This is a genomic window from Streptomyces sp. YIM 121038 (assembly GCF_006088715.1).
Taxonomy (GTDB): domain Bacteria; phylum Actinomycetota; class Actinomycetes; order Streptomycetales; family Streptomycetaceae; genus Streptomyces.
Window position 1 is genome coordinate 10,023,592 of sequence record NZ_CP030771.1, and the last position, 19,707, is coordinate 10,043,298.

Here is a 19,707-nt window from a genome sequence, read left to right on the forward strand (position 1 = left end):
CGGATGAGATCCGTCCCCGCGAGAGAAGAAATAGCCCGGCCGATGGCCGAAATCAGGGACATTCGGAGTCAACCCGCTGTTCGCGCAAGGGGGCAATAAACGGCGGCGCGCACCGGGAGACTCGGCCAACTTGCCCCAGTCGCAACGGAGTCACCAAATCCGTACGAGGATGCGGCGAATTCACTGGTCACCTGTGAAGAGAACACCCCCTCTATTCCCGCCCCTCTCACCCGCGCCGCCCCGCGCGCCGCCCGCCCCGCGCGCCGCCAGGCCCCCCGCCCCGCCTCCCGCCGAGCCCCCTCGTGCCCGCCCGCCCTGTCGCCCGCGCCGCCCCGCGCACCGCCGCACCGCCGCACCCCGGCGGCCGGGGCCCCGCGCCCCGCCGTGCCCCGCCCCGGACCGGGGGGCGCGCGGCGTGATCGCCCAGGAGTGTTCCGCATGGCCGCCGCTGTCGCTGTCGTCCGCCCGCACCGCCTGCCCTCCCTGACCGGCATGCGCTTCGCCGCCGCCGCCTCGGTGTTCGCCTTCCACGCCTCCTTCGCGGGCGTCTTCGCCGACGCGGGCACCCAGCACCGCCTGGCCCAGGTGCTGGCCAAGGCGGGCTGGGTGGGGGTGTCGTTCTTCTTCGTGCTCAGCGGCTTCGTGCTGACCTGGTCGGCCCGGCCCGCCGAGCGCGCGCACCGCTTCTGGCGGCGCCGCCTCGCCAAGATCTACCCCAGCCACCTGGTGACCGCCCTGGCCGCCTTCGTCCTGCTCGCCGCCACCGCCGCGGCCCCCGGCCCCGGCGCGGTAGCGGTCAACGTGACGCTGCTGCAGTCCTTCTTCCCCCAGCCGCACCTGTACGTCAGCGGCAACCCGGTCAGCTGGTCGCTCTCCTGCGAGCTGCTGTTCTACCTGGCCTTCCCGCTGCTGTGGCGGGCCCTGCGCGCGCTGCCCGCCCGCGCCCTGGTGCCCGTGGCCGCGGGCCTGGCGGCGGTGGTGACGGCCCTGCCCGCCGCCGTCGCGCTGCTGCCCGCCACCCCGGCCCTGGTGCTGCCCGACGGCACCACCGGCCAGTGGCAGTACTGGCTGCTGTACGTCTTCCCGCCGGTGCGCGCGGCGGAGTTCGCGCTGGGCATGGTCGTGGCTCGGATCGTGCGCGAGGGCCGCTGGCGGGGCCCGCGCCCGCTGCCCGCGGCCCTGCTGCTGGGCGCCGGCTATGTGCTGGCCACCCAGCTGCCCTACCTGGCCGGGCTGGTGGCCGCCACCGTCGTGCCGATCGCCCTGCTGATCGGCGCCCTGGCCCACGCCGATGCCACCGGGCGCCCCACCCCCCTGGCCGGGCCCGTGTGGGTCCGCCTGGGCGAGCTGTCCTTCGCGCTGTACCTGGTGCACCGCCTGGTCCTCATCCACGGCCACCAGGCGCTGGGGCGGCGCGCGTTCAGCACCCCGGCCGCCCTGCTCGTTCTGGCCGCCGCCTTCACGGTGAGCCTGCTCCTTGCCGCGCTGCTTTACCACGCGGTGGAAAAACCCGCGATGCGCCTGCTCGCGGTGTCCGCGAAACACCGCGAGAACACCCCGGCAATTCCCGCGGAAATCCGGCGACTTGGGCAACTTGCCGGGATGAAAAGGCATTCCTTGCCCGCGCCGGAAGGCCTCAGAATGCTGAAACCCTTGCCAGGTCAACGACGACCGCCCAAGGGGGTGGACGATGAGCGGCCCCGCCGCCCCTGACCGCGCCCCTCCCGCCGGCCCCGTCGCGCACCACGCACCGGCCCCCGGCCCCCGCACCGTCCGCGCCGCCGTGGCCCCCGGCCCCCGCAAGGCCCCCGCCGTGCCGCCCCACCCCCCACCCGCCCCTCACCGCCCCGCGCACACGGGGTGACAAGACGGGGGCGGGCACGCGGCACACCCCGCTCGGCGACGCCCCCTCGAACCGCCCGGAGCACTCCGGGACCCGCATCGTCACCTGGAGGAACCCTTGAGCACCGACCAGGCCGAAGCCACCACCGCCCGGCGCGCGCCCGTGCCCGTCACCCCGTCCACCAAGGCGGTGACCGACCCTCCCGACTGGTACAAGCGGGCGGTGTTCTACGAGGTGCTGGTGCGCTCCTTCAAGGACAGCGACGGCGACGGCGTCGGCGACCTGCAGGGGCTGACCTCCCAGCTGGACTATCTGCAGTGGCTGGGCGTGGACTGCCTGTGGCTGCCGCCGTTCTTCCAGTCGCCGCTGCGCGACGGCGGCTACGACGTGTCCGACTACCGCGCGGTGCAGCCCGAGTTCGGCACCCTGGAGGACTTCCGCGCCCTGCTGGAGGCCGCCCACGCGCGCGGCCTGCGCATCATCACCGACTTCGTGATGAACCACACCAGCGACCAGCACGCCTGGTTCAAGGCCTCGCGCGCCGACCCCGAAGGCCCCTACGGCGACTACTACGTGTGGGCCGACGACGACGAGAAGTACCCCGACGCCCGCATCATCTTCGTCGACACCGAAACCTCCAACTGGACCTTCGACCCGGTGCGCAAGCAGTACTACTGGCACCGCTTCTTCTCCCACCAGCCCGATCTGAACTTCGACAACCCGGCCGTCCAGGACGAGATCATCTCCGCCCTCAGATTCTGGCTCGACCTGGGCATCGACGGCTTCCGCCTGGACGCCGTGCCCTATCTGTACGCGGCCGAGGGCACCAACTGCGAGAACCTGCCCGCCACCCACGCCTTCCTCAAGCGGGTGCGCGAGGTCATCGACACCCACTACCCCGGCCGCATCCTGCTGGCCGAGGCCAACCAGTGGCCCGAGGACGTCGTGGACTACTTCGGCGACTACGAACGCGGCGGCGACGAATGCCACATGGCCTTCCACTTCCCGCTCATGCCGCGCCTGTTCATGGCCGTGCGCAAGGAGTCGAAGTTCCCCGTCTCGGAGATCCTCGCCAAGACCCCCAAACTCCCCGCCGCCTGCCAGTGGGGCCTGTTCCTGCGCAACCACGACGAGCTGACCCTGGAGACGGTCACCGACGAGGAACGCGACTACATGTACGCGGAGTACGCCAAGGACCCGCGCATGCGCGCCAACATCGGCATCCGCCGCCGGCTCGCGCCCCTGCTGGAGAACGACCGCGACCAGATCGAGCTGTTCACCGCGCTGCTGCTCTCCCTGCCCGGCTCGCCGATCCTCTACTACGGCGACGAGATCGGCATGGGCGACAACATCTGGCTGGGCGACCGCGACGCGGTGCGCACCCCCATGCAGTGGACGCCCGACCGCAACGCCGGGTTCTCCGACGGCGACCCGGCCAGCCTGACCCTGCCCACCAACCTGGGCCCCGTCTACGGCTACCCGGCCGTCAACGTGGAGAGCCAGCGCGACAACCGCGCCTCCCTGCTGCGCTGGACGCGCCGCATGCTGGCCGCCCGGCGCCGCCACCACAAGGCCTTCGGCCTGGGCGACTTCGAGGAGATACCCACCTCCAACGCCGCGGTCCTGGCCTATGTGCGCCGCCACTTCGACGAGGACGGCCACCCCACCGAGATGCTGTGCGTCAACAACCTCTCGCGCCACCCCCAGCCGGTCGAACTCGACCTGCGCGCCTACAACGGCGTCGTCCCGGTGGAGGTCACCGGCCAGACCACCTTCCCCGCCATCGGCCCGCGCCCCTACCAGCTGAGCCTGACCGGCCACAGCTTCTACTGGTTCTGCGTGTGCCGCCACGGAGCGACCCGGTGACCTGCACCGCCCTGGCCATCCCCTTCGACCGCCTGGAACGCGCCCTGGCCGCCTGGCTGTCCGCCCGCCCGCCCGGCACCGGAGCCCGCCGGGCCCGGCCCGGCCCGGCGGGGCAGGCCCTGGAGCGCGTCAGCATCCAGGAGCTCGCCCTGGCCGCGCCCGGCCCCCGGCCCGCCGGGCAGGCCCTGGGCCTGCTCCTGGGCCTGCGCACCCACCGCGCCGACGGCACTACCGGCACCTGCCGGCTGGCCATCGCCATCCACCCCCTGAGCGACCTCACCGACCTCACCGAGGCCGCGGGCGGGGGCGGGGGCGCGGGTCCGGTGCCGCGCCTGATCGCCGTCCTCGACGACGTCGTCATCTGCCAGCCGCCCCCACCCCCACCCCCACCCCCGCCCCCGCCCCCGCCCCCGGCCCGGGCTGTCCTGCGCCCTGCCGGAGACCACCCCCTGCCCTGATATCCCACCCCCGCCCCCTGCCCCGTGCGACAACAGCCTCCCGCCACACCGCACTTCCGTCGCCCCGCCCCGCGGCCCCGGCCCCCTTCTTCCGGGTGCCGGGCCGCGGGCCCAGGCACCCGGCGCCGGCGTTCCCGCGGGCGGCACCGCAGCCCGCGGCGCCGCCCCTGAAACCGCGCCCCTCCTGCTTTTGTTTTTGTGTAAGGAGTCCTGATGTCCCTCACTATCGACGTCTGGTTCGACTATCTGTGCCCCTTCTCCGTCATGACGGGCAAAGTGATCGCCGATACCGGCCTCGCCCAGGACCACGCCGTGCGCTGGCGCCCCTACGAACTGCACCCCGGGGGCATACCGGCCGGCGGCAAGAAGGACTATCCGCAAGGCGTCTGGGAGAATTCCGTGGTGCCCATGGCCGACCGGCTCGGCGTGCCCTTCACCACCGCCCCCTCCGGGCCGCTGCCGCGCACCGACCTGGCCATGCACGGGCACACCTTCGCCTGGCGCCACGGCGCCGGACACGCCTACGACACGGCCGTCTTCGATGCCTACTTCCACCACGACCAGGACATCGCCGACCTGGACACCCTGGCCGCCCTGGCCGGCGAGAGCGGCCTGGACCGCGGCCGGTTCACCTCCTGGACCGCCTCCCCGGAGGCGGCCGAACACCACCGCGCCACCCAGGAGGAGGCCCGGGCCGCCCACCGCATCCACACCGTGCCGACCCTGGTCATCGGCTCCTGGCGCACCGAGGGCGTCCCCGACGCCGCCCGCCTGCTGCGCGCCGTGCACACCCTGCACGCCCGCAGCCGCGTACCGGCCTGAACACCCCCTGCCCCGGGGCGCTACGCGTTACTCGGGCGCCTCGAGGACCTCGGCGGCCTGGGCCAGCAGCGCCGACAGCGCGTCCACCGCGCCCGGCGGCAGCAGCGCCAGGCGGCGCTCCTGCACGGCCGCGACCCCGTCCTGGATCCGCGAGGTGATCAGCAGGCCCTCCTCGGTCAGCTGGGCCCAGGCGCTGCGCCCGTCGGCCAGATCGGCCTCGCGCACCACATAGCCCGACTCCGACATCCGGCGCAGCACATTGCTGGTGCCGCCCGAGGAGAGCCGGCAGCGCGCCGCCAGCTCGGTGGGCTTGAGCCGCAGCTCACCGCCCGCACCGCGCAGCGCGGCCAGCACGTCGTAGTCCGCCCGGGTCAGCCCGTGCTGGGCCACCCTGCTGTTGGTGGTGGCATCCAGTGCGGCACACAGCCGCGCCGCGAGCTGCGCCAGCTCCATGGAGGGCACCTGCTGCCCGCCGCGCCGCCCGGCCGTCTCAGCCCTCACGTCGTACCCGCTCCCGCACTCGGTGCCGCCCGCCCGCCGTGGGCGGCCGCCGGAATTCCCCGTCAGCAGCGCAGTCTAGACGGGAGGGGAGAACACCCACCACAACAGTGCCCCGCACAATTGCCGAAGTCGCCCTTGCGCGCCCCCTATTGCTTCCACGCCCGGTAACACGCCCCTAGCGTGAATCCCATGAATGTCGCGTCTGTCGGTATTACCAAGGCAGTTGTTCCCGTCGCGGGCCTGGGCACCCGATTCCTCCCGGCGACCAAGGCCACGCCCAAGGAAATGCTTCCGGTCGTGGACAAACCCGCTATCCAATACGTCGTCGAGGAAGCGGTGTCCGCAGGAATGTCCGACATCCTCATGGTGACCGGGCGCAACAAGCGGCCGCTGGAGGACCACTTCGACCGCAACCACGAACTGGAGGAGACCCTGCGCCGCAAGGGCGACGCCGACCGCCTGCAGCGGGTCAGCGCCCCCACGGACCTCGCCGACATCCACTACATCCGCCAGGGCGACCCGCGCGGCCTGGGCCACGCCGTGCTGTGCGCGGCCCGCCACGTGGGCGCCGAGCCCTTCGCGGTGCTCCTGGGCGATGACCTCATCGACCCGCGCGACCCGCTGCTCGCCCAGATGGCCCAGGTCCAGGCCCAGCACGGCGGCAGCGTGGTGGCCCTGATGGAGGTCGACCCCGCCCAGACCCACCTGTACGGCTGCGCCCGCCTGCGCCCGGGCGCAGGCGGCGACGTGGTGGCCATCGCCGACCTGGTGGAAAAACCGGAACCGGGCACCGCCCCCAGCAACTACGCGGTCATCGGCCGCTACGTCCTGGCCCCGGAGATCTTCCAGGCGCTGCGCACCACCGCGCCGGGCCGCGGCGGCGAGATCCAGCTCACCGACGCACTGCGCACCCTGGCCGCGACCGCGTCGGCCGGACCGGTGCACGGCGTGGTCTTCCGCGGCCGGCGCTACGACACCGGCGACCGCGCCGACTACCTGCGCGCCACCGTGCGCCTGGCCTGGGAGCGCGAGGACCTGGGCCCGGAATTCCGCTCCTGGCTGCGCGACTTCGTGGCGCAGCACTCGCTGGCCTCCGCGGCCTGACCCCGCCGCGCCAGGCCGGGCCCCCGGCCGCACACCGGGGGCCGCCCCGCCCGGGGTGTGCAACCGCGGAAACTCCCCGGTTGCACACCCCGGCCCCGCCCGGGCCGCAGGACTTGCCCAGGTCGCGCCGCGGCGCCCACGGGCGGCGGAAAAACCGAACGACAGCTATGTACGGTCGGGGGGTGCTGGACGGGGCATCCCCCGCGCCAGCGGCGGGCCGCCTCGCGCGCACCGCCGACGCCGGTTTCGACCCCCTGTGGAGGAGGTGCACCGAGCATGGGCGTCAACCCCGAAGAACACCCCGGCTTCCCGCACCGGTCAAACCTGCTGGAGCCGCCCGGCCCGCCCGGCACGGCGGCCCCCGGTGCCGAGACGGCCCGGGACGGAGCCGTGCACCAGGTGCCCATCGCCGTCCTGCGCCCGGCCGACTCACCGCGCATCGGAGAGAACCTCCAGCACGCGCGGACCCTGGGCGCCTGCGGCGCGGTGCTGCCGCCGATCCTGGTGCACCGCGAGACGATGCGGGTCATCGACGGCATGCACCGGCTGCGCGCGGCGCTGATGCAGCAGCGCGACCTGGTGGAGGTCACCTACTTCGACGGCAGCACCGAAGACGCCTTCGTCCTCGCCGTGGAGAGCAACATCGCCCACGGCATGCCGCTGACCCTGGCCGAACGCGCCGCGGCCGCCGCCCGCATCATCATCACGCACACCCAGTGGTCGGACCGGGCCATCGCCGCGGTCGCGGGCCTGGACCCCAAAACGGTCGCCGCCCTGCGCCGCCGCGGCATGCCGCCCGAGGCGGCCCCCGCGGTGCGCGTGGGCCAGGACGGCAAGTTCCGCCCCGTGGACCCGGTGGCCGGACGCCGTGCGGCCAGCCGGCTCATCAGCGCCGAACCGCAGGCCTCGCTGCGCCACATCGCGCGCCGCGCGGGCGTCTCCCCGGGCACCGTGCGCGATGTGCGCGCCCGCCTCGAACGCGGCGAGGACCCCCTGCCCCCGGCCCTGCGCACCCCCGAGGCGGCCCCCGAAGCAGCCCCCGAAGCGGCCCCCGGCCCGGTCCGCCCGGCACCCGGCGGGCACGAACGGGCCGCGCCCACACCGCGGGACCGCCCGCTGCCCGCGGCGCGCACCGCGGGCCAGGGGCCGGGCCTGGAGCGGGTCTTCACCAGCCTGTGCAAGGACCCCTCACTGCGCCAGAGCGAGACGGGACGGCTGCTGCTGCGCCTGCTGGAGATGCATCTGCCCGCCCAGTTCAGACGCATCACCGCCTCCGTGCCCTCCTACCGGGCGGGCATGGTCGCGGCCGCCGCCGCCGAATGCGCCAGAGCCTGGCAGCACTTCGCCGACACCATCGAGCACGGCCACCCCCAGTAGCAGCCCGCCCGGCCCGCCCCGCCCCGCTCCTTGCGCACCGCCCCCCCGGACGCGGGGGAGCAGCACAGCAGGGCAGTGCGCGCCGGGGCCCGCCGCGGGGACACCAGACCGGCGGTGCGTCCTGAGTCTCCCCCGCCGGGGACGCACCGCCCCTCACCTCCCCTCCGCCCCCGCCCTCTTGTTCCTCCCGCACTCGCCCCTTTGCCCCCGTACCGAAGGAAACGCCCCATGGAACCGCAGCCCGCGTCCGCCGCGGCCCGCAGCGGCACCAGCACCCTGTCCAGCCCGAGCCGCCCCGCGGGGCCGCCGGGCCCTTGGCATGCGGTGCGGGCGGCGAAGGCCCCACCCGGCCCCGGGCCCGCCGTGCCGGGGCCGGAGACGGCCGAGCAGCGCACGGCCCGCTTCGAACGCGACGCGCTGGCCCACCGGGCCCGCCTGTACGCCTACGCGCTGCGGCTGACCCGCAACCGGGCCGATGCCGAGGACCTGGTGCAGGAGACCTACACCCGCGCCTACCGCGGGTTCCACCAGTTCCGCCCCGGCACGAGCCTGGGGGCCTGGCTGTCGCGCATCCTGACCAACGCCTTCCTCACCTCCTACCGGCGCCAGAAGAGCAGGCCGCACTTCGCGCCGGTGCCCGACATCGAGGACTGGCAGCAGGCGGGCGCCGCCTCCCACACCTCCGCCGGGCTCGCCTCGGTGGAGGCCCAGGTCGTCGACCGCATCCCCGACGCGGCGATCAGCCAGGCGATGCGCTCCCTGCCCGCCGCGCTGCGCATCGTGGTCTACCTCGCCGATGTCGAGGGCCTGCGCTACGAGGAGATCGCCGCGGCCGTCGGCATCCCCTCCGGCACCGTCAACTCCCGGCTGCACCGCGGCCGCAGACGCCTGCGGGCCCTGCTCGAAGACCACCCGGGACGCGGTGTGCGCACCCCCACCTGGCACCACCACGACAAGGAGAGTTAGAAGATGCCCATCGCCCTTCTGGCGCTGGCTTTAGGCGCCTTCGGCATCGGCACCACGGAGTTCGTGATCGTGGGCCTGCTGGAGGAGGTCGCCGACGATCTCAGCGTCTCGATCCCCTCCGCCGGCCTGCTGGTGACCGGCTACGCGCTCGGTGTGGTCGTCGGGGCCCCGCTGATGACCGCCGCCGGGACCCGGCTGCCGCGCAAGACCATGCTGGCCGTGCTGATGGCCGTGTTCATCCTGGGCAACCTGCTGTGCGCGGTCGCCGGCAGCTACGCCCTGCTGATGACGGGCCGTCTGGTGGCGGCCCTGACGCACGGCGCGTTCTTCGGCATCGGCTCGGTGGTCGCCGCCAACCTGGTCGCGCCCGAACGCAAGGCCCGCGCGATCTCCCTGATGTTCATCGGCCTGACCGTCGCCAACGTCCTGGGCGTGCCGATGGGCACCTTCCTGGGCCAGCACTTCGGCTGGCGCTCCACCTTCTGGGTGGTCACCGGCCTGGGCGTGGTGGGCCTGCTCGGCATCCTGGCCCTGGTGCCGCCCCAGCCGCGCGAGGACTCCGGGGGGCTGCGCAGCGAGCTCGCCGTCTTCCGCCGCGGCCAGGTGTGGCTGGCCCTGGCGGTCACCGCGCTCGGCTTCGGCGCGGTCTTCGCCTCCTTCACCTACATCGCCCCGATGATGACCAAGGTCGCCGGGTTCTCCGACGGCGCGGTCAGCTGGCTCCTTGTCATCTTCGGAGTCGGCCTGTGCGCGGGCAACGTGCTCGGCGGCCGCCTGGCCGACCGCGCCCTGATGCGCACCCTGTCGATCGCGCTTGCCGCCCTCAGCGCCGTCCTGGTGATCTTCGTGTTCACCGCGCACGCGCAGGTGCCCGCGGCCATCACGCTGGGCCTGTTCGGCGCCGCGGGCTTCGCCACCGTGCCCGCGCTGCAGATGCGGGTGCTGCAGAAGGCCGACGGCGCCCCGGCGCTTGCCTCGGCGGCCAACATCGCCGCCTTCAACCTGGGCAACGCCGTGGGCGCCTATCTGGGCGGCTTCGCCATCGACCACGACCTGGGCTACACCGCGCCGAACTGGATCGGCGCGCTGTTGGCCGGCGGCGCGCTGGCGGTGGCCGCGTACTCGGTGCGCCTGGACCGCCGCGGCCGCGGGCCCTCCCCGGACGGCGATGCCGCCACCGCCGGTGACATCCAGCCGCAGGAGACGGGCACCGCCCCCGCCCAGGCCCCCGCCTGACCACCCCCCCTTTGTCCCTGGCCCCCTTCAACCCTCTTGTGCTGCCGCCCTCTTGGGCGAAGTGCTCCGGCCCGGCATCCGCCGGGCCGGTCCGCTCCCGGGCCCCGCCTTGTCGCGCGGGCCCGTGACGAGCTGTCGAAAGACGAGGTAGCTGACGATGAACGATGTCGATCGCCGCACGCTCATAGGGCGCGGCGCCGCGGTCGCGGGGGCCGCGGTCGCCGCCACAGCCGGTGCCCCCGCCCTGCTGAGCACCCCCGCCGCCGCGGCCCCGGCCACGCGTGCGCCGCGGGCGGCCGGGGCCCTCATCGGCCCCGACGACCCCCGCTACCCGCTGCTGACCACCGGCAACAACCAGCGGTTCGTGGCCAGACCCGACTACATCAAAATGATCACATCGGCGGCGGACGCCGAAGCGGCCCTGGAGCAGGCCGTCAAGGACGGCAAGCGGATCTCGGTGCGCAGCGGCGGCCACTGCTTCGCCGACTTCGCCGCCCACCCCGACACCCAGGTCATCCTGGACTTCTCCCCGATGACGGCCGTCGGCTACGACGAGCGGATGCGGGCCTTCACCGTCGAGCCCGGCGCCCGCCTGCTCAATGTCTACGAAACCCTCTACAAGGGCTGGGGCGTGGCCGTGCCCGGCGGCATCTGCTACAGCGTCGGCGCCGGCGGGCACATCAGCGGCGGCGGCTACGGCCTGCTCTCGCGCGCCCACGGCCTGGTCTCCGACCACCTGTACGCGGTCGAGGTCGTCGTCATCGACGCCAAGGGCAAGGCCCGCACCGTGCTGGCCACCCGCGAGAAGGACGACCCCCACCGGGAGCTGTGGTGGGCCCACACCGGGGGCGGCGGCGGCAACTTCGGCCTCATCACCCGCTACTACTTCCGCTCGCCCCAGGCCCACGGCAGCGACCCGGCCGACCAGCTGCTCAAGCCGCCCTCCACCGTCCTGGTCAGCGCCATCGACCTGCCCTGGGAGCAGCTGACCGAGACCCGCTTCACCCGGCTGCTGAAGAACTGGGGCGCCTGGCACGAGGAGCACAGCGCCCCCGACTCCCCCTACCGGCATCTGAGCAGCCTGTTCAACGTCAGCGCCAGGGCCCACGGAAGCCTGGGCATGTTCACCCAGGTCGACGCGGGCGTCGAGGGCGCCGAAGGGCTGCTGCGGTCCTTCCTGGACGCGGTCCTGGCCGGCACCGGCCTGCGCCCGGGGACCCTGGCCCGGGGCAACGGCGAACTGCCCGCCATGCCCGGCCTGCACACCCCCCGGCGCATGCCCTGGCTGCAGGCCACCCGCCTGGTCGGCACCGACAACCCCACCATCACCAACCCCACCTCGCGCGGCGCCCACAAGTCCGGCTACATGCGCAAGAACTTCACCGACCACCAGGTCGCCGCCCTGTACAAGCACATGACCCGCGCCGACTTCCACAACCCCGACACCATGCTGGTGCTGTTCTCCTTCGGCGGCCAGGTCAACGCCCTGGCCCCGGACGCCACCGCCAACGCCCAGCGCAGCTCGGTGTTCAAGATGTGCTTCCAGACCTTCTGGGCCGAGAAGAAGGACGACGACTTCTACCTGGGCTGGGTGCGCGAGCTGTACGAGGACTTCTTCGCCAGGACCGGGGGAGTGCCCGTCCTGGACGACCGCACCGACGGCTGCTACATCAACTACCCCGACCGGGACGTGGCCGACCCTAAGCGCAACACCTCCGGCGTGCCCTGGCAGCGGCTCTACTACAAGGACAACTACCCGCGTCTGCAGCAGGTCAAGAAGCGCTACGACCCCGCCGACGTCTTCCGCCACTCCCTGTCGGTGGAACTGCCCCGCCGCTAGGGACCGCCCCGCCCCCGCCCTCTGTTCGGGGCCCCTTCCCCCAAGGGGCGGGGGCCACCCGCCGCCGGGCGCGCCGCCGCACCCCCCGCGGACCGCGCGCCCGGCGTCGTGCTGCCCCCGGCGCAACCCCCGGCGCGCCCCCCGGGGGGCAACCTCCCCCCGTCCGGCCCCACTTGCCCGGCCCCCGCGCACCGCACCCCGCGCACGGGCCCCGTCCTTCCCGTTCCCCCGCATGTCCCGTTCTCCTCCCGTACGTTCCGTTCCCCTCGAACCGGAGGCACCCCCTTGTCCCTCACCTCGGACCACGCCGCGCACCAGTGCGCCGTCACTGCCGCCACCTCCGTCGCCGCCCGTGCCGCCGCGGCCGGCGGCGCCGATCTGTCGGGCCTGGTCAAGGCCTACGACATCCGCGGGATCGTCCCCGAGCAGTGGGACGCCTCCCTGGCCGAGCTCTTCGGCGCCGCCTTCGCCCGGGTGACGGGCGCGGCCGCGATCGTCGTCGGGCACGACATGCGGCCCACCTCGCCCGCCCTGGCCCTGGCCTTCTCCCAGGGCGCGGCCCTGGGCGGCTGCGCGGTCACCCAGATCGGCCTGTGCTCCACGGACCAGCTGTACTACGCCTCGGGCGCCCTGGACCTGCCGGGGGCGATGTTCACCGCCTCGCACAACCCGGCGCAGTACAACGGCATCAAGATGTGCCGCGCGGGCGCCGCCCCGGTGGGCCAGGACACCGGTCTGGCCGACATCCGCGCCCTGGTGGAGCGCTGGCTGGCCGAGGGCGCGCCGCCCTCGCTGACCGCGGCGGGCGCGCTCACCCGCCGCGACACCCTGGGGGACTACGCGGCGCACTTGCGGTCCCTGGTCGACCTGTCGGGGATCCGGCCGCTGAAGGTGGTCGTGGACGCGGGCAACGGCATGGGCGGTCACACGGTGCCCACCGTCTTCGAGGGCCTGCCCCTGACACTCGTACCGATGTACTTCGAGCTGGACGGCACCTTCCCCAACCACGAGGCCAACCCCCTGGACCCGGCGAACATCGTGGACCTCCAGCAGCGGGTGCGCGAAGAGGGCGCCGACCTGGGCATCGCCTTCGACGGCGACGCCGACCGCTGCTTCGTCGTCGACGAGAGGGGCGAGCCGGTCTCCCCCTCGGCGATCACCGCCCTGGTCGCCGCCCGCGAACTGGCCCGCAACGGCGGCTCCGGCACCGTCATCCACAACCTGATCACCTCCTGGACCGTCCCCGAAGTCGTGCGGGAGAACGGCGGCACGCCGGTCCGTACGCGCGTGGGGCACTCCTTCATCAAGGAGGAGATGGCCAAGTCGGGCGCGATCTTCGGCGGCGAGCACTCCGCGCACTACTACTTCCGCGACTTCTGGAACGCCGACACCGGCATGCTCGCCGCCCTGCACGTCCTGGCCGCCCTCGGCGGCCAGGACGGCCCCCTGTCGGGCCTGGTGGCCGCCTACGACCGCTACGCGGGCTCCGGCGAGCTCAACTCCACCGTCACCGACAGCCAGGCCCGCCTGGCGGCCCTGCACGCCGCCTACCGGGGCCGTGAGGGCGTGCGCGTGGACGAACTCGACGGGCTCACCGTCAGCGGCGCCGACTGGTGGTTCAACGTGCGCGCCTCCAACACCGAACCCGTGCTGCGCCTGAACGTCGAGGCCCGTGAACAGGCGGTGATGGCCCGCGTCCGCGACGAGGTGCTGGCCATCGTCCGCGCCTGAGCGGCCCGCGCGCCCAGCCGCGCACCGGGCGCCGCACGGCGCCCCAGAGCCCGGGAAACCCCCGTGCCCGCCTCGCGGGCACGGGGGTTTCGCATGTCCGGGCACGGGGGTTTTCGCATGTCCGCGCCCCCTTTCCCGGAAAAGAGGGGGCGCGGGTGTCCAACTCCTGTGCAACCGGCGGGAGAAAGCTCAATTGACGCGGAACTAGCTCACAGGAAAGATATCTAGTGCCAGCAGGGAAACCGGAAGGAATCCCCAAGGCGGGAAACACCGCAAGCGCCGCCCGCGGATAAAACGGGCCGCCCCTGATGAGCCCGGCGCGATGAGCACCCCGACATCCGGTGCCGCGCCTTCCGTAAAGCCCTTCATGAGCCTTCCTCTCCCTTGACACAGAAAAGGAATAAAAGCCATGCGTTCCGTAGCCGTTGTCCTTGGTACCCGCCCCGAAGCCATCAAGTTCGCCCCCGTCATCCGCGCCCTGAAGGACGACCCGCGCTTCGCCCCGACCGTCATCTCCACCGGCCAGCACCGCCAGATGCTGGACGAGACCCTGGAGGCCTTCGGCCTCAGGCCCGACATCGACCTGGAGATCATGGCGCCGCGCCAGACACTGTCCCAGGTGACCTCCCGCTCCCTGCAGGGCCTGGGCGAGGTCTTCAAGGACCTGCAGACCGAGGCCGTCCTCGTGCACGGCGACACCGCCACCACCCTGGCCGGCGCCCTGTCCGGTTTCCACCACCAGATCCCCGTCATCCACGTCGAGGCCGGCCTGCGCAGCGGCCACCTCAACTCCCCCTTCCCCGAGGAGGGCAACCGCCGCCTGGTCGCCCAGGTCTCCGCCCTGCACCTGGCCCCCACCCCCGGCAACCGCGCCAACCTGCTGCGCGAGGGCATCGCCGACGACACCATCGTCGTCACCGGCAACACCGTCATCGACGCCCTGCGCTGGGCCAGCGACCGCGCCCAGGACTACGGCTCGGACGCCATCGAGGACCTCGACAGCGACAACCGCCGCGTGGTCCTGGCCTCCGCCCACCGCCGCGAGGCCTGGCCGGACCTGCCGCAGATCGCCGAGGCCTTCGCCAGCATCGCCGACGAGCCCGACGTCCGCGTGGTCATCCCGCTGCACCGCAACCCCGTCGTGCGCGACGCGCTGCTGCCCCGCATCGGCAACCACCCCAACATCACGGTCGTCGACCCGCTGTCCTACCTGTGCTTCAGCAAGCTGATGCGCCGCGCCGACCTCATCGTCTCCGACAGCAGCGGCGCCCAGGAGGAAGGCCCCGCCCTCGGCAAGCCGACCCTGGTGCTCGGCAGCGTCACCGAGCGCTCCGAGGCCGTCGTCGCCGGCACCGCCCGCCTGGTCGGCACCAAGACGTCCGGCATCGTCCAGGCCGCCTGCGAACTCCTGCGCGACCCCGGCGCCTACGACCGCATGGCCAACGCCACCAACCCCTACGGCGACGGCCGCGCCACCGAGCGCACCGTCGACGCCATCGCCCACTACTTCGGCGACAGCCCCGCCCCCGACCAGTTCACCCCGGCCATCGCCATCGACGAGCTGTCCGCGGAGCTGGCCCGCACCGCCACCTTCGCCCGCGCCTGAGCGCCCGTCCCCACCCGGCAAGGACCGACGACCCGGCAGGAGGCACCGCCATGACCACCACCGCCAGCCGCCAGCAGACCCACACCGCCACGGAGCTCAACTTCTCCGGGCCGCACGTCAAGGCCACCCTCATCACCCACGCCCGCGACTACGCCGTCCACGGCACCGCCCTCGTCGTCAACCCCCAGCCCCGCCCCGTCACCATCAGCGAGCACCCCCGCAAGGGCATCCCGCCCCTGTCCTCCACGATCCTGCGCGACACCCGCATCCAGGAGGCCGACACCCTCATCCTGCTGCGCACCGACCTCGACGCCCCCATCGGCGCCATCACCGGCGAACCGGGCTGGCAGCACCTGGCCGACCTGCTCCCCGACGAGGCCGCCTTCCCCCGCACCACCCCCCTGTTCAAAAGCCCCCAGGACGACGCGGGCACCGCCCGCTTCGACCCCGCCCACCTGCTGGGCCAGACCCCCGCCCCCGCCCGCGCCCAGGACTTCCAGATCAAGGCCAACCTCTGGTTCGCCCCGGCCGGCACCGACTGCCACATCCACAACCGCCACGACTTCATCGAAGTCCACACCCAAGTCCACGGCCTGGGCCGCATGCAGAAGTTCACCGCCCCCGACCACACCCGCCTCTACGAAGACCTGCGCATGAGCCCCGGCTACACCACCCCCGACCCCTTCTGCACCATCGGCCCCGACGGCTCCTACCACTACCCCTGGCACCAGTACTACGCCGACACCGACTGCGTCTGGCTCGCCGTCGAATACCACCGCCTCACCCCCTGACCCCCGCCCCCTGCCTTCCTCTGGCCGCCGCGCCCCACGACACCCCAAGGAGAACCACCATGAGCGCCGACTCCCTGTCCGCCTTCCGCGCCCCGAAGTTCACCGCCGAGCTCGTCGCCGACCAGCTGCGCGACGGCTACTGGCTGGAGGCCCCGGACCTCAACAGCGACAACAAGCCCGACCTGTTCGGCTACGGCCTGCGCCTGGGCGAGATCTACTGGTACCAGAACGACGAGAAGTGGACCCGCCGCCTGGTCGCCGACAAGATCAAGATGCCGGTCGGCGCCGACTACGCCGACGTCAACGGCAACGGCCGCCCCGACATCATCCTCTGCTACGACCTCTACGGCCCCATCGGCACCATCCAGGACGCCAACACCGAGGGCGGCAAGATCGACTGGCTGGAGAACCCCGGCAGCCCCGACAAGGACGAGTCCCGCTGGAAGAGGCACTACGTGGGCCGCGCCACCGGCATGCACCGCCTGCGGGCCGGCTACTTCACCCAGACCGAGCGCCTGGAGATCATCGGCCTGCCCATCGTCGCCAAGGAAGACGTCCACGCCGTCCTGCCGGTGGTGATGTTCACCCAGCCCGACGACGCGCAGACGGCCGAGGAGTGGCCGATGACGGTCATCGACGACTGCCACTACCGGATGATCCACGGCGCGGAGAAGAAGCAGGGCCTCATCCCCGGCTCGGACCGCGAGTCCCTCCTGCTGGCCTCCGACGAGGGCGTCACCTGGATGTTCTACGACGAGAACAAGAAGGAGTGGGTCCGCAAGCTCATCGGCACCGGCGAACTGACCCAGTTCGAGCAGACCGGCTTCCGCGGCAGCGGCGACCTGAACGTCGGCCGCATGGGCGAGGACGCGATGGGCTACGTCGCCGCTGTGGAGCCCTTCCACGGCAACACCGTCGCCGTCTACACCAAGGCCACCGACGGCCGGCCCGAGGACGTCGAGTGGAACCGCGTCCTGCTGGACGTCTACGGCGACCCGAACGAGAACGGCGAGGGCCCCGGCCACCAGATCGTCACCGCCGACTTCGACGGCGACGGCGAGGACGAGTTCCTGGTCGCCCTGCGCGGCCCGTGGCCCTGGCAGGGCGTCATGTACTACAAGGCCATCGACCTGAAGAACGGCGTCTGGGCCAAGTGGCGGGTCTCCGACGAGTCCGTGGCCCGCATCGCCACCGCCGACTTCAACGGCGACGGCCGCCTGGACTTCGCCACCATCGCCTACTCGGTGCAGCACTACTACGTGGCCAAGGACGCCAAGCTCATGGTCTACCGCAACGAGATCGACGCCCAGTAACCCCCACCCCCGACCACCAGCCCCCGACCCCGGCCTGCCGGCCATCAGACCCCGACCCCGGCCACCAGCCCCCCGACCGCCTTCGACCCCGACCCCGACCCCGTCCCTTCGGCCCCTGACCCCCGCCCCTTCGACCCCGAACCTCCCCGATCCCGCCAGCGGCAGAACAACCGAAGAAGAAAGGAGGAGGCAGATGACAGCCCCCGGCGAGAGGAGCACGCGATAGCCGCACGCCGGACCAGACGCATCCACCGCAGGACAGGCCACAACAGCAGACAGGAGGACCCAGACCCCCCCGGGGGCGGCCGTATCCCAACGGCCGCCCCCTTCTTTTCGTGCGCACACCTCCTGGGGGCACAGCAGAAGCGGGAGAGCCCGGACCGGGCTCTCCCGCTTCTGTGCGCGTGTGCGGCGCCGTGCTGGCTGCGCTGTCCTAGACGGGGACGGCGTCGGGCCGGGGGGCCGTCAGCTGGAAGGCCTGGGCGAGGAGTTGGTAGGAGCGCACCCGGTCGGCGGGGTCGGCGGTGAGGGTGTTCACCAGGAGCTCGTCGGTGCCGTGGTCGGCGGCGAGCGCGCTCAGGCGGGCGTGGACCTGCTCGGGGGTGCCCGCCACCAGGGTGCGGCGCAGCACCGCGGCCCGTTCCGTCTCCAGGGAGCTCCACCGGTGGGCGCGCACGCTGGCCGGTGAGGGCAGGGGCAGGTCCTGGCCCAGGTCCTTGCGGCTGCGCCACAGCAGCACGCTCTGGGCCAGCTCCTCGGCCTTGGCCGCGGTGTCCGCGGTCACCGCGCGCACGGCCACCACCCCGCGCCGCCCGGGCTGCCCGGCGCGGGTCAGGGCGGCACGGTAGGCGTCCAGGACCGGTCCGCCCGGCTTGTGGGTCAGGAAGTAGGCGTAGGCGAAGGAGGCGCCCAGCTGCCCGGCGTGGCGGGCGGAGTTGGTGCCCGCGCCGAGCAGCCACAGCTGCGGGGGCACCGGCGCGCTCTGGTCGGTCTCCGGGCGCCGCCCGTCGATGAGGCCCAGATGCAGGCGTACCTCTTCCACCTGGGCGGGGAAGCGGTCGGCGGGTCCGCCCGCGCGCCCGATCCCGAGGTCGACCCGGCCCGGGTGCAGGGCGGCCAGGACGTTGAAGACCTCGGCGACCTTCGCCGCCCGGTAGCGGGGCAGCAGGACGCCGCCGGTGCCCACGCGCAGGTGGCGGGTGACGGCCAGGAGCTGTCCGGCCAGGATCTCGGGGGCGGTGCCGGCGAAGCCGGGGGAGTTGTGGTGTTCGGCCACCCAGTAGCGGGTGTAGCCCAGGGTGTCCACGCTCTGGGCGAGGCCGGCGGAGGCGCGCAGGGCCTCGGCGGCCGACTGGTCCTCGCCGATGGGGGACTGGTCCAGTACCGACAGGCGCAGCGGGGCCCGGTCCATCAGGCCTCCTGGTGTGCGGCGCCCGCGGGGGCGCGGTGCGGGTCGGTGATGGCGGGCACGATGCGGAAGTCGCGCTGGAAGACCAGGTTGTGCAGGTCGGCGGTGGCGATCGCGCGCAGGGTGGGCACCTCCGCGGCGGCCTGGGCGTCGCTGAAGACGTTCAGCGGCCACTCCGCGACGGTGGCGCCGCGCAGGTGCGGATGGTGAAAGCCCCGGCCGTAGTGCGCCACCAGGCTGATCGGGTCGATGCCCTCATCGCGCTGCTGGGGCCAGGTCAGCGCCCAGGTGGCCGCCAGACCGCCGTCGCGGGCCCGGGTGGCACCGCTCACGCGCACCTGGCCCGCCCCGTTGAGCAGATGGGTGTTGAACTCCTCCAAGACCTGGCGGGCATAGGGGTCCAGCAGCGCGACGGCCCGCTCGAACAGCTCCTCCTTGGCCGCGCGCGAGACGGCTCCGTCACCGTGGGTGCCGTCGCGAAGATCTCCGAAGTGCCGCAGCAGCGCCCCGATATGGGCGTCGGGGCGCGTCACGCTGGTGTTCATCCAGTGCCTCCTAGGCGGTGCGGGGCACGCCGGGCGTGCCAGGGGCGCGGCCCGGCCCCCCTGTGGGGGCCACATGGCCGCGCATCACGGGGCTGAACGCCCGGGCCGTCGCCGGCCCCTCCCGCCGTGACCCGCCCGCCGCCTACTTCGCCAAGTCCCCTGCCGGCCCGCCCTTTTGGGGCGGACCCGGCAGGGGCGGGGCAGGTGCCGAAGTCGCGCCGCGGCCTTTGCCGCCCCCCGCGGCAGCACGCCACCATGGAGGGCAGGAAGCCGGGCACCACACCGGTATGCCCCGCCGCT

General features: G+C 73.2%; 16 protein-coding genes. 13 read left to right on the forward strand and 3 right to left on the reverse strand.

The window, feature by feature from the left end; genetic code table 11:
* Positions 1 to 438: 438 nt before the first annotated feature.
* The 4 genes from C9F11_RS42275 (at position 439) to C9F11_RS42290 (ending at position 4,989) form a co-directional block, all read left to right on the forward strand.
* The gene (locus C9F11_RS42275; RefSeq protein ID WP_138957348.1) at positions 439 to 1,713 is read left to right on the forward strand and encodes an acyltransferase; all 1,275 of its coding nucleotides are present in this window, start codon (positions 439 to 441) and stop codon (positions 1,711 to 1,713) included.
* Positions 1,714 to 2,005: 292 nt separating this feature from the next.
* Positions 2,006 to 3,709, forward strand: coding sequence for a maltose alpha-D-glucosyltransferase (gene treS, locus C9F11_RS42280; RefSeq protein WP_138965838.1), 1,704 nt, complete (start codon positions 2,006 to 2,008; stop codon positions 3,707 to 3,709).
* Positions 3,706 to 4,167, forward strand: coding sequence for a hypothetical protein (locus C9F11_RS42285; protein WP_138957347.1), 462 nt, complete (start codon positions 3,706 to 3,708; stop codon positions 4,165 to 4,167). Before treS ends, C9F11_RS42285 begins: the two co-directional genes overlap by 4 nt.
* A gap of 213 nt (positions 4,168 to 4,380) precedes the next feature.
* On the forward strand, positions 4,381 to 4,989 hold the full coding sequence (locus tag C9F11_RS42290; protein ID WP_138957346.1) for a DsbA family protein: 609 nt from the start codon (positions 4,381 to 4,383) through the stop codon (positions 4,987 to 4,989).
* 27 nt (positions 4,990 to 5,016) lie between these two features.
* Here C9F11_RS42290 and C9F11_RS42295 read toward each other — a convergent pair whose 3' ends face one another.
* A complete protein-coding gene (locus C9F11_RS42295) occupies positions 5,017 to 5,490 on the reverse strand; it encodes a MarR family transcriptional regulator (RefSeq protein ID WP_249401525.1) in 474 nt (157 codons plus the stop codon).
* 189 nt (positions 5,491 to 5,679) lie between these two features.
* Between C9F11_RS42295 and galU the strand changes: the two genes are divergently transcribed.
* The 9 genes from galU to C9F11_RS42340 all read left to right on the forward strand — a co-directional run bounded on the left by galU (position 5,680) and on the right by C9F11_RS42340 (position 17,454).
* Positions 5,680 to 6,594, forward strand: coding sequence for a UTP--glucose-1-phosphate uridylyltransferase GalU (galU, locus tag C9F11_RS42300; protein ID WP_138957345.1), 915 nt, complete (start codon positions 5,680 to 5,682; stop codon positions 6,592 to 6,594).
* A gap of 276 nt (positions 6,595 to 6,870) precedes the next feature.
* Complete coding sequence (locus C9F11_RS42305; protein ID WP_138957344.1) at positions 6,871 to 7,971, forward strand: ParB/RepB/Spo0J family partition protein; 1,101 nt, start codon at positions 6,871 to 6,873, stop codon at positions 7,969 to 7,971.
* Between the two features lie 228 nt (positions 7,972 to 8,199).
* Complete coding sequence (locus tag C9F11_RS42310) at positions 8,200 to 8,937, forward strand: sigma-70 family RNA polymerase sigma factor (protein ID WP_138957343.1); 738 nt, start codon at positions 8,200 to 8,202, stop codon at positions 8,935 to 8,937.
* A 3-nt stretch (positions 8,938 to 8,940) separates the two neighbouring features.
* Positions 8,941 to 10,173: an MFS transporter gene (locus C9F11_RS42315; protein WP_138957342.1), complete on the forward strand. Its 1,233-nt coding sequence runs from the start codon at positions 8,941 to 8,943 to the stop codon at positions 10,171 to 10,173.
* A 157-nt stretch (positions 10,174 to 10,330) separates the two neighbouring features.
* Positions 10,331 to 12,013 carry an FAD-binding protein gene (locus C9F11_RS42320; protein WP_138957341.1) on the forward strand — a complete coding sequence of 561 codons (1,683 nt, stop codon included), beginning with the start codon at positions 10,331 to 10,333 and terminating at the stop codon, positions 12,011 to 12,013.
* A 378-nt stretch (positions 12,014 to 12,391) separates the two neighbouring features.
* Positions 12,392 to 13,744: a phosphomannomutase/phosphoglucomutase gene (locus tag C9F11_RS42325; protein WP_138965834.1), complete on the forward strand. Its 1,353-nt coding sequence runs from the start codon at positions 12,392 to 12,394 to the stop codon at positions 13,742 to 13,744.
* 409 nt (positions 13,745 to 14,153) lie between these two features.
* Positions 14,154 to 15,350: a UDP-N-acetylglucosamine 2-epimerase (non-hydrolyzing) gene (gene wecB / locus C9F11_RS42330; protein WP_138957340.1), complete on the forward strand. Its 1,197-nt coding sequence runs from the start codon at positions 14,154 to 14,156 to the stop codon at positions 15,348 to 15,350.
* 50 nt (positions 15,351 to 15,400) lie between these two features.
* Positions 15,401 to 16,141, forward strand: a complete 741-nt coding sequence (locus tag C9F11_RS42335) for a hypothetical protein (RefSeq protein ID WP_138957339.1) — start codon at positions 15,401 to 15,403, stop codon at positions 16,139 to 16,141.
* Between the two features lie 59 nt (positions 16,142 to 16,200).
* Positions 16,201 to 17,454: a VCBS repeat-containing protein gene (locus C9F11_RS42340; protein WP_138957338.1), complete on the forward strand. Its 1,254-nt coding sequence runs from the start codon at positions 16,201 to 16,203 to the stop codon at positions 17,452 to 17,454.
* 433 nt (positions 17,455 to 17,887) lie between these two features.
* On the opposite strand, the gene C9F11_RS42345 is transcribed toward C9F11_RS42340, so the two are convergent.
* Entirely contained in the window at positions 17,888 to 18,865 is a 978-nt protein-coding gene (locus C9F11_RS42345; RefSeq protein WP_138957337.1) for an MsnO8 family LLM class oxidoreductase, read from the reverse strand.
* The gene (locus C9F11_RS42350; RefSeq protein WP_138957336.1) at positions 18,865 to 19,407 is read right to left on the reverse strand and encodes a hypothetical protein; all 543 of its coding nucleotides are present in this window, start codon (positions 19,405 to 19,407) and stop codon (positions 18,865 to 18,867) included. Before C9F11_RS42350 ends, C9F11_RS42345 begins: the two co-directional genes overlap by 1 nt.
* Positions 19,408 to 19,707 lie beyond the last annotated feature (300 nt).

What these genes read in the sequence shown, in the direction of transcription:
- C9F11_RS42275 (WP_138957348.1), top strand. Translation starts at nt 439, where the DNA reads ATGGCCGCCGCTGTCGCTGTCGTCCGCCCGCACCGCCTGCCCTCCCTG.
- C9F11_RS42290 (WP_138957346.1), top strand. Translation starts at nt 4,381, where the DNA reads ATGTCCCTCACTATCGACGTCTGGTTCGACTATCTGTGCCCCTTCTCC.
- galU (WP_138957345.1), top strand. Translation starts at nt 5,680, where the DNA reads ATGAATGTCGCGTCTGTCGGTATTACCAAGGCAGTTGTTCCCGTCGCG.
- C9F11_RS42305 (WP_138957344.1), top strand. Translation starts at nt 6,871, where the DNA reads ATGGGCGTCAACCCCGAAGAACACCCCGGCTTCCCGCACCGGTCAAAC.
- C9F11_RS42310 (WP_138957343.1), top strand. Translation starts at nt 8,200, where the DNA reads ATGGAACCGCAGCCCGCGTCCGCCGCGGCCCGCAGCGGCACCAGCACC.
- C9F11_RS42315 (WP_138957342.1), top strand. Translation starts at nt 8,941, where the DNA reads ATGCCCATCGCCCTTCTGGCGCTGGCTTTAGGCGCCTTCGGCATCGGC.
- C9F11_RS42320 (WP_138957341.1), top strand. Translation starts at nt 10,331, where the DNA reads ATGAACGATGTCGATCGCCGCACGCTCATAGGGCGCGGCGCCGCGGTC.
- wecB (WP_138957340.1), top strand. Translation starts at nt 14,154, where the DNA reads ATGCGTTCCGTAGCCGTTGTCCTTGGTACCCGCCCCGAAGCCATCAAG.
- C9F11_RS42335 (WP_138957339.1), top strand. Translation starts at nt 15,401, where the DNA reads ATGACCACCACCGCCAGCCGCCAGCAGACCCACACCGCCACGGAGCTC.
- C9F11_RS42340 (WP_138957338.1), top strand. Translation starts at nt 16,201, where the DNA reads ATGAGCGCCGACTCCCTGTCCGCCTTCCGCGCCCCGAAGTTCACCGCC.
- C9F11_RS42345 (WP_138957337.1), bottom strand. Translation starts at nt 18,865, where the DNA reads ATGGACCGGGCCCCGCTGCGCCTGTCGGTACTGGACCAGTCCCCCATC.
- C9F11_RS42350 (WP_138957336.1), bottom strand. Translation starts at nt 19,407, where the DNA reads ATGAACACCAGCGTGACGCGCCCCGACGCCCATATCGGGGCGCTGCTG.